Genomic DNA, 13,726 nt, shown 5'->3' on the forward strand with positions numbered 1-13,726 from the left:
ATATATATTTTTTTAATTTCTAAGGTCTGTAATTTTGAGCTCAATTGATAGATTTTGAAATGGTCTTGGATATTTAAGAGATTTCTCATAAAGGAAGTTATAAAAAGCTATCACCTTTTCATGCAAAAATTCAAATTCTTTATTCAATCACACTTTAATCAAAAATTCCTGAGGTAAAGGTAGAGGCTTTTCTAGGTTGATTAATAATAAAAATATCTTAATGAAACTCAAGTAAGCGTTGATTGATTAACGGGTTCTCTCTTTTTCAATATGCGCAAACGGAACTAAGGGAGCCTCAGCATTGATTCCTTCGCACCTTTTGGATGCCTCTTCCCAATGAGCTAAAGATTCTAAGTTTTCATTCCACCAAGGAAATGTTTTGCACTGCTTAGGGCGGGCTGGATAAATTTGGCACCGATTATTTTTCAAAAATACACAGTCGTAGTTTCTGCGATCTTCATTAAGAGAAACCCTTCCAAAGACCGATCTTGTGTAGGTTTTAAGGAACTCTTCTTCTGAAATTTGAAGATAATTTGCCATATCTTGAATTTCTTGAGGGGAAATCCAGACGTAACCTGGCTCTTTTGAGCAGCACCCTCCGCACCCTGTGCATTCAAAACGGAGTCCTTTTTTATACCATGTCATATGTTTCTCTTAAGTTGCCTAGCCACTGGCTAGAGTTCCATGTGTAATGTTGAATGGTGATGGATGAGGGGTAAAGATCAATGAGGCTCCATCCGCTTTTTTTTGCCTGAGTGGTAGACCCTGAGTCAAGCACTAAGGGAAGGCTCTCATCCCTTAAATCCGTTAAAGAGGCGTGATGTGTATGACCATGACAGTATAGCTGAATACGGGGTTGTTCTTTAAGGATTTGTTGAAGAGTCTCTATATGCTTTAGCCCTCTTCTAGAAGGCTCTTTTTGAGTGAGAGGAAAGTGATTGATCATCATCACTTTGTCTTGAAGGGGTATCTCTTCTAAGGCGCGTTTTAAAGCAAGATTTGTTTGAGCTTTAAAACGGCCTGTCGATTGAAATAGGGGAGTAGGCTCTGTTGTATCTAAGCCAATAATCCACCATCTGGGGCACAACTTCTTCAAGCTAAGCCCATCTTGAATGAGAGAATAGGAAAGCTTTTCATCCCAACAGGCATCAAAGAATTGATAAAAGAGAGAGTTCGTATAAGCTTTTTTTGTGTAGCAGTCGTGATTGCCGGGGACTAAGTAGACAGCTATGCCTTTTTGCTTCAATTGATCACGGTACTGTTTTGCAAAGGTAAATTCTTCTTCTGCAGAAGTTGTAGAAACATCTCCTGTGATGATCACTGCATTAACCCCTAGAGATTGCAAAAGAGAGGGAAGGCCTCTTAGCCTTGAATAATCAAAGCATCTTCCTCTATTTATGAGGGCATTTAGCTTTCCCAGTAAGCTTTTACAAGAGAGGTTAGAGAAGGTAAATTTGTCTTCTATAAAATGGAGATCAGAGAGATGAGCGATTCTAAATATGGGTTTAATCTCAGATAAAATAGGAGAATGCAAGGGTGTTTTCATGATGGATGGGTGAGCAGTTTATTTTTTTAACTCTCTTACTATAGCAAGTGACTCCCTTTTTTGAAACGGCAGAATCGAAAGAGGCTCTAGATGATTTAAAGAGTTAGATAGAGGGTGAAAAAACATCTCTATCAGGGATAAAACCCCATTCTACCCTTATCAATGATTTGCTTTTTCTTAAATCGAGACGCTAAGACTGCTAATATATGCGATCATAGAGCGTGCATATTCAATATGATCGCATCAGTTTTGTTTTCTTTAGTAGGGATCAAAAGATGCATATCTTCAAAGAGTTGATAGATCTAGTGCAAGGTAATTTTTTTACTTTCCCTGATTCATTAGGAATAGATACTCCTCATTCTTCCCATTTTGCTATAATATGTTTAATGGCATTATCTCACAGGATTTTTCCCAATAGAAACTCCCACTTGTTTTTTTGCCTTTTAGGATCTTGATAACGATTTTAAGCTTAAATTCAACTCAATAAGCTCATCATTTGTTAAATGTTTTACATCCTTAAAAATTCTAAAAAATGGTCTTAATTCTCTATGTAATTATAAATTTATTTTTTATTTACACTCCATTTTAAATCAAAATTTTGATAACATGCTTTCCATATATGCGCTGTTATATGAAGTAGATCTATATACTTTTATTAAAAGCTGAATTAAAAAAATATAATTTAAGAGGTGTGCTATGACAATTAGACCTTATACTTCAATAACAGCTCCATCAGAAACTTCTCATGAGGATGAAAATACATTAGTTGCTTTAGGAGAAGATAGAGATGAAAAACTCTCTAAAAAAATTGCATTAGAGACTTCAAAAACAGAACAAGTAGCTAGTACTATTTTAGAGACAAATCTAAATACAACTGTTAATACGGAATCAAGTCTTTCCAATACTTATGAGAATATCAAGCCGCTAAGTCGTCAATCTGCTACAAAAAAAGAGCCTTGGATTCAGGCAATTCACTCCAATTCTAAAGATGGGAACGCTTACTATCATCTTGCGACTCTTTTAAAAAATGATGAAACAATCCAGCTGTTAAGTGGAAAACTTTATACAAAAAAAGAGCTCTATCTTAAAGCGATTGATATCAATCCTAGGGATGAAGCTTCTCTTTATAATCTTGGAGGCCTTTTAGAAGATGATGAGACAGTAGAATTTGGTGGGGAATCTTATACACTCAAAAAATTGTATCTTAAGCTCATTGAATTAAATCCTAAAAATGCGCACAGCTATGTTAATCTTGCGGATCTTTTAGAAGAGGGTGAAACGGTCCAACTTTTTAATACAGAAATCTGTACAGCAAAAGAGCTCTATCTTAAGGGGATTGATATCTATCCTGAAGGTGAACATTTTTATCATAATCTTGCAACCCTTTTAAAAAATGATGAAACAATCCAGCTGTTAAATGGAAAATTTCATACAAAAAAAGAGCTTTATCTTAAGCTCATTGAGTTAAATCCTAAAAATACCTTTGCGTATTACAATCTTGCAGGCCTTTTAGAAGATGATGAGACAGTAGAATATGGTAGGGAAATTTATACACCCAAAAAACTGTATCTTAAGGTTATTGAATTAAATCCTAAAAATGCGTACAGCTATTTTAATCTTGCGATTTTGTTAGAAAAAGATGAAAAAGCCCAGCTTTTAAATGGAGAAATCTGTACACAAAAAGAGCTCTATCTTAAAGCGATTGATATCTATCCTCAAAATGAAGATTTTTATAACAATCTTGCAGATCTTCTCCAAACTCATGAAACAGTCCAGCTTTTCAATGGAGAAACCTATACACAAAAAGAGCTCTATCTTAAATCTATTGATATCAATCCTGAACAGATTCATTTATACCATATTCTTGCAGACAGTCTAAACAACAATGAAAAGATTCAGTTTTTAAATGGAGAAACCTGTACAAACAAAGATCTTTATCTAAAGATCATTGCGTTAGATCCTCAAGATGCCAATTCTTATTATGAACTTGCGAATCTTTTAAAAAATGATGAAATAGTCCAGTTTTTAAATGGAGAAACCTACACGAAGAAAAAACTTTGTCTTGAAGCTATTGATATCAATTCTGAATCTAGAAAATATTATTATAAGCTTGTTTCTCTTTTAGAATATGGAGAAATCGTAGAGCTGTTCAATGGGGAAGTCTATACAAAAGAACAGCTTCTTGAGAAGGCTAAAGAGATGTAATCAACTCTATTGCTCAACCCCTACTTAAAAAAAGCTTTTTAGATATCTATACTGTATACAAAATAGTTTGTTTTTCAATTTTCTTATCATTTCCCTATACACAAGTGAGTGTATAGGGAAATGACCTAGCTCTTAAAAATCAGAGCATTGATTAAAGATGGCTTATTAGTAGTAAGAATTTTCTTGGGGAAATTCCATGATACAATATAAAATATTTTTTATTTTGCTAACCTATCGAAAAACACCTTTGAGTACAGCAAAACCCATATTCTGTACCCTCTCTGCAAGGTGAGATCAATTTTTGATGATTTTCTATTTGATGAAAAAAATAGACTCTCAAGGATTTGCATTCAACATGACTTATAGAAGATTTTTTACATCTTAGGAATTAATACGCCTAAGCAAAGTAAAGCCAAAGCTTTGCAGCAAGCAGTTTTGATGGTAATGAAAATGGATCGAAATAAACCCAGGCAATGGGGAGCCTTTTTCTTATCAGGATTACCCAGATAAGATGACAAGCAGGTGGCATGTATTTTTAAGAGAAGTTGTTAATATAATTTTATTTATCTAATAAAAAATTATAGATTGTTTGTGCTTGTTCAGAATTTTTTTCTAGAAAGTGATATCCATCAAAAAAATTGCCCCTTTATGATTAGGTTATATTTCCTCACATATGGACAACAGGTTAGGCATTCTGTTACCATGATTTGCATCATTTAGAAGAGGGGGCGAGTTAGTCTTAAATCTATTTGAAGATAAACCCATTTTATATCCCTCAAAAAATACCATTAAAAGCATGGAGTCTAAGAGTGTTTAAGCTAAAAAATTATGAAGAGTTTATCCCCCAAACATTTACAGCGCTTAAAGACTACTGCTTTGCGATCTTTAAAAAAGATCTTTTAGCGGGTATCACTGTAGGAGCTGTCGCTCTTCCTCTTGCCATGGCGTTTGCTATGGCCTCTGGTGTAGAACCTGAACGAGGGCTTTTTACCTCTATTATTGCAGGGTTTATCATCTCCTTTTTAGGGGGAAGCTTAGTCCAAATTGGAGGTCCAACAGGCGCTTTTGTGGTTGTGATCTATGCTACTCTTCAAAGACATGGATATGAAGGGCTTGTCGTTGCCACATTTTTAGCTGGGATATTCTTAGTTGTAATGGGCGCTTTAAGGCTAGGTAACCTAATCAAATTGATCCCTTACTCTTTAGTTGTCGGATTTACAACAGGTATTGCAGTCATTGTATTTTCTTCTCAAGTAAAAGATCTTTTAGGTCTTGATATGGAGACAGTACCAGCTTACTTTACCCAAAAGTGGCAGGCGTATTTTAAGGCACTTCCTACAATCGATAGATGGACATCATTTGTCGGTATTGGAGTGATTGGACTAATCTCTGCATTAAAACGGTGGGCCTCTTCTCTTCCTTGGGGCATTATCAGTATTATTGTAGCATCTCTTATATGCGCTCTTTTTAACCTTCCTGTTGATACCCTATCTTCTCGGTTTGGAGCGCTTCCGACTCATCTTCCATTACCTTCCTTTAGCTTTGACTGGTCAAGGACATTAGAGGTTTTACCAGATGCCATTACGATTGCCCTTCTAGCTGGCGTAGAATCGCTTCTTTGCGCTGTATTAGCAGATAGTGTGATTGGGGGAAGGCATAGACCTAACATAGAGCTAATTGCTCAGGGACTGGCGAATATGGGCTCTGCGATCTTTGGGGGTATTCCCGCCACAGCTGCGATTGCAAGAACAGCTACCAACATTAAAACAGGGGCTAAGACCCCAGTTGCGGGTATGATTCACGCCCTGATTGTTTTATGTTTACTCTGGACATGCGCGCCTCTTGTCGGTAAGATCCCGCTTGCTGCTCTCTCAGGTATTTTAGTGGTGATTGCTTGGCAGATGAGCGATCTAAAGAACTTCTTTCGGCTGATGCGTACGTCATGGAGTGATGTCATGATTTTACTCACCTCTTTTTTCCTCACCGTTTTACTGGATCTTACCGTAGCTGTTCAAGTGGGAATGGTGATGGCGGCTTTTTTCCTCATGAAACAGATGAGTGATATCCCTGTTATGAGTATTCAAGAAGGGGAGTTAGGAGATGATCAAGATGTGTATCACATCCAAGGGCCCTTCTTTTTTGGGGTGGCAGATCAACTTAAAACAACGCTCATGTTAAAGAAAGAATTTAATAAAAATATTGTACTCAATATGGATAGAGTTCCTTTATTAGATGCAACAGGATTACAAGCGTTAAAAGAGATGAGAGATTACTGCAAAGAAAGGGGCTCTAGACTCAGTTTACTCTATGTAAAAAAAGAGCTCATTCCCTTCATCGAAAACTATGATTTAGGCTCTTTACTTCATCAAAAAGATCAGGTAGCTACGTTAAATCAAGCTACGCAAGAGCCTCTTACCCTCTCTTCCTAGAAGAGAGCGGGTTTTACTCAATATGGACAGCGTGGTAGACATCTCTTTTAGGAATACCTTGGATATCTGCCACAATTTTAATAGAGTCTGAAAGAGAGAGTTTAAACAGCTCTTGAATGTAGCTCACATGCTCTATCAAAGAGAGCTCTTGATAGTTCCAGTTTAAGGATTCAACAGCCATCACACACTCACCTCTTGGAGTATTAGCTTCATAATATTGAATCAACTCTTCTACTGACCCTAGCCTATGCTCTTCATATAGCTTGGAGAGTTCCCTAAAGACACACACCTTCATAAAAGAGGGAAGCATTTTAAGCGTATCTACAACTCGCTGAGGGGATTCATAAAAAAGCGTTGTGCCTCTATACAAAAGGGATTGAGCGAGTTCTTTTTTTCTCTCTTCTATTTTTTTAGGCAAAAATCCTAAGAACTGCACTCTTTCTTTAGAAAACGGCGTTAAGGATAGAGCCGTTGCAAAAGCACACGCTCCTGGTAAAGAGGTAAGGGGTATGTTTTCTTGATAACACCGTTTCACAAGAGATTCTCCTGGATCGCAGATGCCGGGTGTTCCTGCGTCAGAAACAAGTCCAACTGTCATCCCTTGTTTTAAATCCTGGATGATTTTATCTTCAGATTTTTTTTCATTAAATTGATGGAAACTATAAAGAGGGACTTTAATTTGATACTCTTTAAGAAGAAAGATGGTGTGCCGTGTATCTTCACAAAGGATATAGTCGCACTTTTTAAGAGTCTCGAGAGCGCGAAGCGTGATATCTTGTAAATTTCCAATCGGAGTTGAAATGAGGTATAACATAAAGGTGGCACTCGGAATCGAACCGAGGATGGAAGCTTTGCAGGCTTCTGCCTTACCGCTTGGCGATGCCACCAGAGTGAAAGGGGGGTAGCAAGGGTTGTTTTTTCAAGCAAACCTAGCTCATCTTTCTTAAGAAAAAAGCGATTGTACTCAATTTAAGATATCTGGTCAACAAAGGATTTCATAGGAGAAGAGGTTAAATTTGAAGAAGTAGACTTTTTAGTTTTTCTGGATTTTAAGGGGTAAAGACCTCTTTTTTGAGGGGAGAGCGGAGTAAAACTTTCTTAGCTTAAGATTTTTGTAAGTGATTAATTTGCTTTTAAACAAGAAGTTATTTACGATCAAAGTCATTAATTCAAATGGAGGTTCCTATGATTAATCAAAAAATTTTAAAAAGTGGTCTCGTTGGTGGGTTAATTGTATTTGTCTGGGGAATGTTTTCCTGGATTGTCTTGCCGTTTAACCGGGCGCAATATAAACCTTTTATTAATGAAAAGGCCGTTTGTGCAAAAATTCAAGAAAATGCTCCTGAAAGCGGGCTGTATATGCTTCCTTATATGAACTGCCAAGGGGAAAAAGAGGTTCAAGCTGTACAACAACAAATGAAAGAGGGACCCGTCATTATCATGACAGTTGCAAAAGCTGGAGAGGTAACAGGGATGGTGGGGACTTTGACTGCTGGACTGATTGTGAATATCGCTGCTGCTACTCTAGTCGCTTGGGTGATTGCGTATACCAGGTTAACAATTCTACCAGAAGTGATGCCGTTTGTACTTGTATTAGCTGTTTTAATGGGATGGATGTCAGGAATGCCGCTTGTGCTCTGGTACCACTTCCCTATTTCATTTGCTTTACTTGGCATTGTTGATTCTATCATAGGATGGAGTATGGCCGGTTGGGCGATGACAAAAATGATGAAACCGTAAGGAAGTCATCTTAAAGAGCTGAAAAATTTTTTTCAGCTCTTTATTTAAGTTCTCTTTCTTGATTTAATGAATCGCTAAAGGAGATATTCTTTCTCCTACAAGTGTTTGATGACTAAAGCCTGTCACTTTGACCTGTTGTAAAGATCCAATCAAGTGTCTAGGTCCTTCAAAAATGACCTTCTTCCAACATCTTGTCCTTCCTTTTAAATGTGTCTCATCTTTTGTTACAGCCTCTACTAGTACTTCTACATGCTTTCCTAGCATCTGTTTGCTTTCTTCAAGAGAGAACTCTTGATGAAGAGAGAGGAGCCTATGAAGACGTTCATCTTTCACTTCTTCAGAAATATCATCTTTCCATCTAAAAGCAGGAGTTCCTTTACGGGCGCTATAGGCGTAGATAAAGGCAACGGAATAACCCACTTCTTTAACCCATTTATAAGTCTCTTCAAACTCCGCATCAGTTTCTGTAGGAAAGCCCACAATGATATCTGTTCCAAGAGACACGCCGGGGACAATTTGCTTAAGAAGCGCAACTTTTTCAAGGTACTCTTCAATGGTATAAATGCGGTGCATTTTCTTTAATATGCGGTTAGATCCAGCTTGCATGGGAAAATGCACAAACTCACAAACAGAGGGAAGATCCCGTATGGCTTGCATCAAATCCACTGTGATATCGACAGGATGAGATGTCATGAACCGAATACGAGAGAGTCCTGGAATTTTATCGAGATGGTAGAGAAGATCGTGAAATCTGTGGTTCCAGGTGGGTTCATCCTTACCGTAGCTATTGACATTTTGCCCAAGAAGCGTGATCTCTTTATATCCTTGAGAAACAAGGAGTTTACACTCTTCTACAATGCTCTCTAAAGGTCTTGACACCTCTTGTCCTCTCGTATAAGGGACAACACAGTAAGTGCAAAATTTATCGCATCCTCTAATGATAGAGACATACGCTTTATAAGGGTCATCTCGTTTAGCGACAAGATAATCAAGATTTTCTTCAAATTGATTATCAGTCCGGATGGTTTGACGGCCTGTTTCTAACACTTCATCTAAGACAAGATTAAGTTCTGAGATGTTATTAGTTCCTAAGATGAAATCAATATGGGGAAGCTTTCTAAAGAGCGTCTCTTTTTTAGCCATCGCCATGCAGCCTGTGACTCCAATTAACGCTTTTTTTTCTTTTGAGCTGATTTTCCCAATTTTGCCCATAACTTTTCTTTCAGCCAGATCCCGAATAGAGCAGGTATTAAAGAGAAGAAGATCTGCACTCTCTTCTTCCATCACCCGTTTAAGACCCCGTTTTTCTAAAAGACCTACCATAATTTCTGAATCAAGCTCATTCATTTGACAGCCGTATGTGCGCATAAAAAAAGTGTTAAGCGGTCTTTTCATGATGACTCCATTAAATTTTCAATAGGGCACTATCTTAGGAAAATAAGAGATCTTTTTCAACAGAGCTTTTATTTCTAAAGGGGATCTCTTTAACAGCCCTAAAGGAAGAGAGCGGGGACATCTCTAGAAAAGCCTTTAAAAAAATATTCTTAGCTTGTAACATTTTCTACATAAAATTGTAGAGAAAAGAAGGTAAGGAGGGATTTTTCTATCTTTCTACTTCTTTTAAATAACCTTTGAAATAAAATCACTCGTATTTAATTTCAGTTTTATTTAGAATTTTCTTTATTTTAAAAAAGGTGTGTTTTGATTATGAAAGTTTCCCTCTATTGTTCTTTTGTATGCCAAGGTCCTTCTGTTATTACAGTGCAAGGGAAAGAAACAGTCAAAAACCTTAAGAAAGTTGCAAGAATTTGGGAGCAGCTGAACACACAGATTGTGCGCCATACAAAAGGGTGCTTTTTAGGAGCTACACTAGCCTCTTTGACATGGATTTTGCTCAATCAGAAAAATGCCCCTTCAAAATGGGTTAATACTGCTTTTATTTGTACAGCAGCCTTTGTGTTTAGCGCAGCTTTTCTCATGTACCGTCAGGGTCAAATCAGTCAAAGCTACGCTGCGCTTCAAGATAAAATCCAAGATAGAGTATTAAATCCCAAAATACAAGAATACATTCATTCCAATAAAGATGGGTCTAATCAGAAAGTGGATTCCCATGAGAAAACCTCCAAAGAGCCCCCTTCTTCAAAAAAGGCATAAAGCCTATTTACATGCATGAAATGAGCTTCTGAGGGAAAATATTTTTCTCCAAGAGGCTCATGCTTATCTTCGCATCTTAATTTTCACCTCATCATCTTTATTAAAGGAGAGGGGAAGCATTTTTAAATAGCGTTTTCTAAGGAGAAAAAATACACCTATACGCTTCATACAAAATGCATGGATTTTTTAACTCAAAGACTCTCTTTCCTACCTTGTTTTCATTTCCTCTTCATATATTAAGGTTTTTTTAGGAACACTTTTTTGATAAAATCTAACGAGGAAATAGCTGTGTTTTTATGTTCCTCATATCAAGAAAGTGTAAGTTTTTCGATAAACAGTGTCGCATAAAAAACACAAGCGTGGTATTGTTCTCTCTAGTTCAATGAATTCCTTCTGCGCAAAGCTGAAGGAGTGGTAATAGGACTAGAACGAATAATCCAGGTTTTAGAGGGTTCTTTTTTATTCTTTTTGAAGGAAAGATTGGAAAAAAAACGGCTAAAATTGTATGCTATTTCATATTGATTTAGGACAAACTCAATGAAAAAAACAAATCAAACCAGACTCCTTACAAAGCAAGAAGCAATTGCTGATAGAAAGTGGTTCATTTTAGATGCAACAGGAAAGACTTTAGGTCGATTTGCCTCTCATGTAGCTAAAATTTTACGAGGAAGACATAAAGTTACTTTTACTCCGCATGTTGATTGTGGTGACGGTGTGGTAATCATTAATGCTGATAAGATTAAGGTGACTGGTGCTAAAGAAGCTCAAAAGATCTACCGTTATTATACAGGATCTATGAGCGGATTACGTGAAATTCCTTTCCGTATTATGAAAGCTCGTCAACCAGGATATGTTCTTCAGCACGCCATTGCAGGAATGCTTCCTAAAAGCCGCTTAGCACGTCAGCAACTGAAAAAACTTCGAGTATTTGCTGGTGACAAGCACGATATGCAAGCTCAAAACCCTATTGCTTTAGAAGAATAATTTATGAAAAAAGAATTTATTGGTACTGGTCGTCGTAAAAGCGCTGTTGCTTCAGTTAGAATGAGAGAAGGCTCAGGACTTGTGATTGTTAATGATCGCCCTTTTGAAGTTTACTTTCCTCTTGCGATTCAAAGAGACACTATCTTAAGCCCACTGAAAAAAGTGAGTGAGCCAGGAAAATACGATGTATTAGTTCGTGTTAAAGGCGGCGGTATTGAGGCTCAAGTGATTGCAATTCGTCTTGGAATGTCAAGAGCTTTGATCATTGAAGATGAAACACGCAAAGTAGAACTGAAGCCTGTTGGATATCTAACACGCGATCCTCGTCGTAAAGAACGTAAGAAATATGGACTACGTAAAGCACGTAAACGTTCACAGTTCTCAAAACGTTAATCGTTTTTTATTTCTCTACTTAATGAAAACCCTAAAAGGAAAACTTTTAGGGTTTTTTTTTGTCCTCATAAAATGATTCTAGATAAAAAAAGGGCTCTTTTTTTATACCAGGGTTATGGAAGCAAAAAAAGTGATTCACTCCGCGATCGAAGATCACACCACAACGGTTTTCCCTAACGACCTCAATAATTACGGCACACTATTTGGTGGAAAAGTGCTAGAGATAGGTGACCGTCTAGCAGCGATTGTCGCTAAAAGACATTCTGGCTCTTCTTGTGTTACGCTTGGCATTGATTCGGTAAGATTTTTAGCTCCAGCTCACCAAGGAGATGTTTTGATTTTTCAAGCTTCTGTTAATAGAGCATGGAATAGCTCCATGGAGATTGGTCTCAAAGTGTATAAAGAAGACTTAAAGACACTTAGAAGAATCCATATCGTGTCTGCTTACTTTACCTTTGTTGCGATCAATGAAGCAGGAGAGCCTACTCAAGTCCCTTTATTACTCCCTGAGACAGAAGCAGAAAAAAGAAGATATCAAGAAGCAGATATTCGTAAACATCTTCGAATGAAAAACATGCATACTAGGATTCCGCCCTTCTCTATAAGGTGAGATCAATTTTTTGATGGTAAAATAGACTGTAAGAGCTTGTATTTAACATGTATAGTTGAATTCTTTTTGTATTTCTCATGTATGTTCATAGGGATGAGAAAAGAGGATGAATAGAGAAGTAAAAATTGTAACTCTTCAGATACATTCCTATTCTTGATAAAAAGGGGCTATTCAACTTGGAAATAGGTTACAATTTTAGGTGAACTATCTACATCCTTTGCATTTTATTCCTAACAAAAGAGTCTGCCAAATCATCTAGCCCCGCATTTTGCAGCTTTGATATAGAGTTGTTTCTTTGTATAGGACTTCTTATTTAAAAGCTGGGCTATTTCACCCTCTTTTAAGCAGTTTGCTAGAGAGTAATATAAATCTCCATCATAGGGATCACAAAGTAGACCCTGGATATAGAGTTGTTTTTTTGTATAGGACTTCTTACTTAAAAGCTGGATTGTTTCACCCTCCTTTAAACAGTTCGCTAGAGAGTAATATAATAGTCCATCATCAGAATATAGCTCTTCGCAATCAGAATCCCCGCAGATGGCTTTGATATAGAGTTGTTTTTTGGTATAGGATTTTCCATTTAAAAGCTGGGCTGTTTCATCATCCTTTAGGCAGCTTGCTAAAAAGTAATATAAACTTAAATTATAAGGACTGATATTTATAATTTTAATATAAAGTTGTTTTTTTGTACAGGATTCCCCATTTAAAAGCTGAGCTGTTTCGTCATCCTTTAGACATACCGCTAAATCCCAATAGGATCTTTCATCATTAGGACTAAGATCTATAGCCTTAATATAGAGTTGTTTTCTTGTATAGGATTCACCGTTTAAAAGCTGGATTGTTTCATGATTATTTGTATACCGTCCTAGATGGTAATAGGAATCTCCATGGTTGGGATTAACACCTAGCTGATTGATATATAGCGTTTTTAGGGGATGTGTATCCGGAGGGGTATTTATCTGATCTGCCATTTTATAGAGTTGCTTCTTTGTATATGATTTTTTACCATATAAAAATGTGATTGTCTCATGGTCTTTTAGACAATCTGCTAAAGAATAATATAAATTTACATTTGAAGCGTTAAGAGAAATTGCCTTAATGTATAGTTGTTTCTTTGTATAAATGTTGCCACTTAAAAGCTGTACTATCTCATCATCTTTTAGGGATTCAGCAAGCCTGCAGCAAGAAGTGGAATCTTTAGGGTTTAGATGAATGGCTTGAATCAAAAGATTTTTTTCTATATCAGATTGATCATTTAGCGGATTGATGATTTGATTAGCGCTTAAAATGATAGAGCTAGTATCTACGTGATGAGGTTGAGTTGTTTCTAAAATAACATTTGAGATATTTTGGGATAGCTGAGTCTCTATTTTATAAGAAGATAAGGAATCTGTTCGGAGTTGTTTAAAGCATCTTTCAGTTCCCTCTTCTTTTAATACAGTTGATGCATTTTCTTCATGAGAAGGATGATTTTGAGGAGGCTGTGATTGAGCTTCCATAAAAGAATGCGATCTAATAACCATAATTTACATCCTACTCGATTTTTTTGATCTAAATTAATACTTAGATTTTTTAGTTTGTCTCATTCTAAAAAAAGACTAAGTTTATAGCAATCTAAGATATTTGATTTCCAGAAGGTAGAATAATATAAAAAATTCTTCAAAA

The 13,726-nt window shown here is 36.6% G+C and carries 12 protein-coding genes and 1 tRNA gene; 7 read left to right on the forward strand and 6 right to left on the reverse strand.

Translation table 11 applies throughout. The annotated features are described in order from the left end of the window. Positions 1-246: 246 nt before the first annotated feature. Positions 247-645, reverse strand: a complete 399-nt coding sequence (locus ACI7T6_RS01605; protein WP_404665849.1) for a YkgJ family cysteine cluster protein — start codon at positions 643-645, stop codon at positions 247-249. Beyond that, on the reverse strand, positions 632-1,546 hold the full coding sequence (locus ACI7T6_RS01610) for a metallophosphoesterase family protein (protein ID WP_404665850.1): 915 nt from the start codon (positions 1,544-1,546) through the stop codon (positions 632-634). Before ACI7T6_RS01610 ends, ACI7T6_RS01605 begins: the two co-directional genes overlap by 14 nt. Positions 1,547-2,242: 696 nt before the next feature. Between ACI7T6_RS01610 and ACI7T6_RS01615 the strand changes: the two genes are divergently transcribed. Together ACI7T6_RS01615 and ACI7T6_RS01620 are read left to right on the forward strand one after the other, a co-directional pair. Further along, complete coding sequence (locus ACI7T6_RS01615; RefSeq protein WP_404665851.1) at positions 2,243-3,751, forward strand: tetratricopeptide repeat protein; 1,509 nt, start codon at positions 2,243-2,245, stop codon at positions 3,749-3,751. Positions 3,752-4,560: 809 nt separating this feature from the next. After that, a complete protein-coding gene (locus tag ACI7T6_RS01620; protein WP_404665852.1) occupies positions 4,561-6,180 on the forward strand; it encodes a SulP family inorganic anion transporter in 1,620 nt (539 codons plus the stop codon). A 13-nt stretch (positions 6,181-6,193) separates the two neighbouring features. On the opposite strand, the gene rsmI is transcribed toward ACI7T6_RS01620, so the two are convergent. Together rsmI and ACI7T6_RS01630 are read right to left on the reverse strand one after the other, a co-directional pair. Then, positions 6,194-6,994: a 16S rRNA (cytidine(1402)-2'-O)-methyltransferase gene (gene rsmI, locus ACI7T6_RS01625; protein ID WP_404665853.1), complete on the reverse strand. Its 801-nt coding sequence runs from the start codon at positions 6,992-6,994 to the stop codon at positions 6,194-6,196. Between the two features lie 2 nt (positions 6,995-6,996). Continuing rightward, positions 6,997-7,067: transfer RNA gene (locus tag ACI7T6_RS01630), tRNA-Cys, on the reverse strand. Between the two features lie 298 nt (positions 7,068-7,365). Between ACI7T6_RS01630 and ACI7T6_RS01635 the strand changes: the two genes are divergently transcribed. After that, on the forward strand, positions 7,366-7,920 hold the full coding sequence (locus ACI7T6_RS01635; RefSeq protein ID WP_404665854.1) for a hypothetical protein: 555 nt from the start codon (positions 7,366-7,368) through the stop codon (positions 7,918-7,920). Positions 7,921-7,983: 63 nt separating this feature from the next. Here the strand turns inward: ACI7T6_RS01635 and miaB are convergent, their stop codons facing one another. After that, positions 7,984-9,315: a tRNA (N6-isopentenyl adenosine(37)-C2)-methylthiotransferase MiaB gene (gene miaB / locus ACI7T6_RS01640; RefSeq protein ID WP_404665855.1), complete on the reverse strand. Its 1,332-nt coding sequence runs from the start codon at positions 9,313-9,315 to the stop codon at positions 7,984-7,986. Positions 9,316-9,627: 312 nt separating this feature from the next. Between miaB and ACI7T6_RS01645 the strand changes: the two genes are divergently transcribed. The 4 genes from ACI7T6_RS01645 to ACI7T6_RS01660 all read left to right on the forward strand — a co-directional run bounded on the left by ACI7T6_RS01645 (position 9,628) and on the right by ACI7T6_RS01660 (position 12,061). Next, positions 9,628-10,074 (forward strand): hypothetical protein, encoded by a 447-nt coding sequence (locus ACI7T6_RS01645; RefSeq protein ID WP_404665856.1) that lies wholly within the window; start codon positions 9,628-9,630, stop codon positions 10,072-10,074. A gap of 537 nt (positions 10,075-10,611) precedes the next feature. Then, positions 10,612-11,058, forward strand: a complete 447-nt coding sequence (gene rplM / locus ACI7T6_RS01650; RefSeq protein ID WP_404665857.1) for a 50S ribosomal protein L13 — start codon at positions 10,612-10,614, stop codon at positions 11,056-11,058. Between the two features lie 3 nt (positions 11,059-11,061). Next, positions 11,062-11,451 carry a 30S ribosomal protein S9 gene (gene rpsI / locus ACI7T6_RS01655; protein WP_404665858.1) on the forward strand — a complete coding sequence of 130 codons (390 nt, stop codon included), beginning with the start codon at positions 11,062-11,064 and terminating at the stop codon, positions 11,449-11,451. A gap of 115 nt (positions 11,452-11,566) precedes the next feature. Beyond that, complete coding sequence (locus ACI7T6_RS01660) at positions 11,567-12,061, forward strand: acyl-CoA thioesterase (RefSeq protein ID WP_404665859.1); 495 nt, start codon at positions 11,567-11,569, stop codon at positions 12,059-12,061. Between the two features lie 251 nt (positions 12,062-12,312). Here ACI7T6_RS01660 and ACI7T6_RS01665 read toward each other — a convergent pair whose 3' ends face one another. Next, positions 12,313-13,584 carry a hypothetical protein gene (locus ACI7T6_RS01665; protein WP_404665860.1) on the reverse strand — a complete coding sequence of 424 codons (1,272 nt, stop codon included), beginning with the start codon at positions 13,582-13,584 and terminating at the stop codon, positions 12,313-12,315. Positions 13,585-13,726: the final 142 nt, after the last annotated feature.

The organism is Rhabdochlamydiaceae symbiont of Dictyostelium giganteum, from assembly GCF_964291045.1.
Classification (GTDB): Bacteria; Chlamydiota; Chlamydiia; order Chlamydiales; family Rhabdochlamydiaceae; genus PALSA-1444.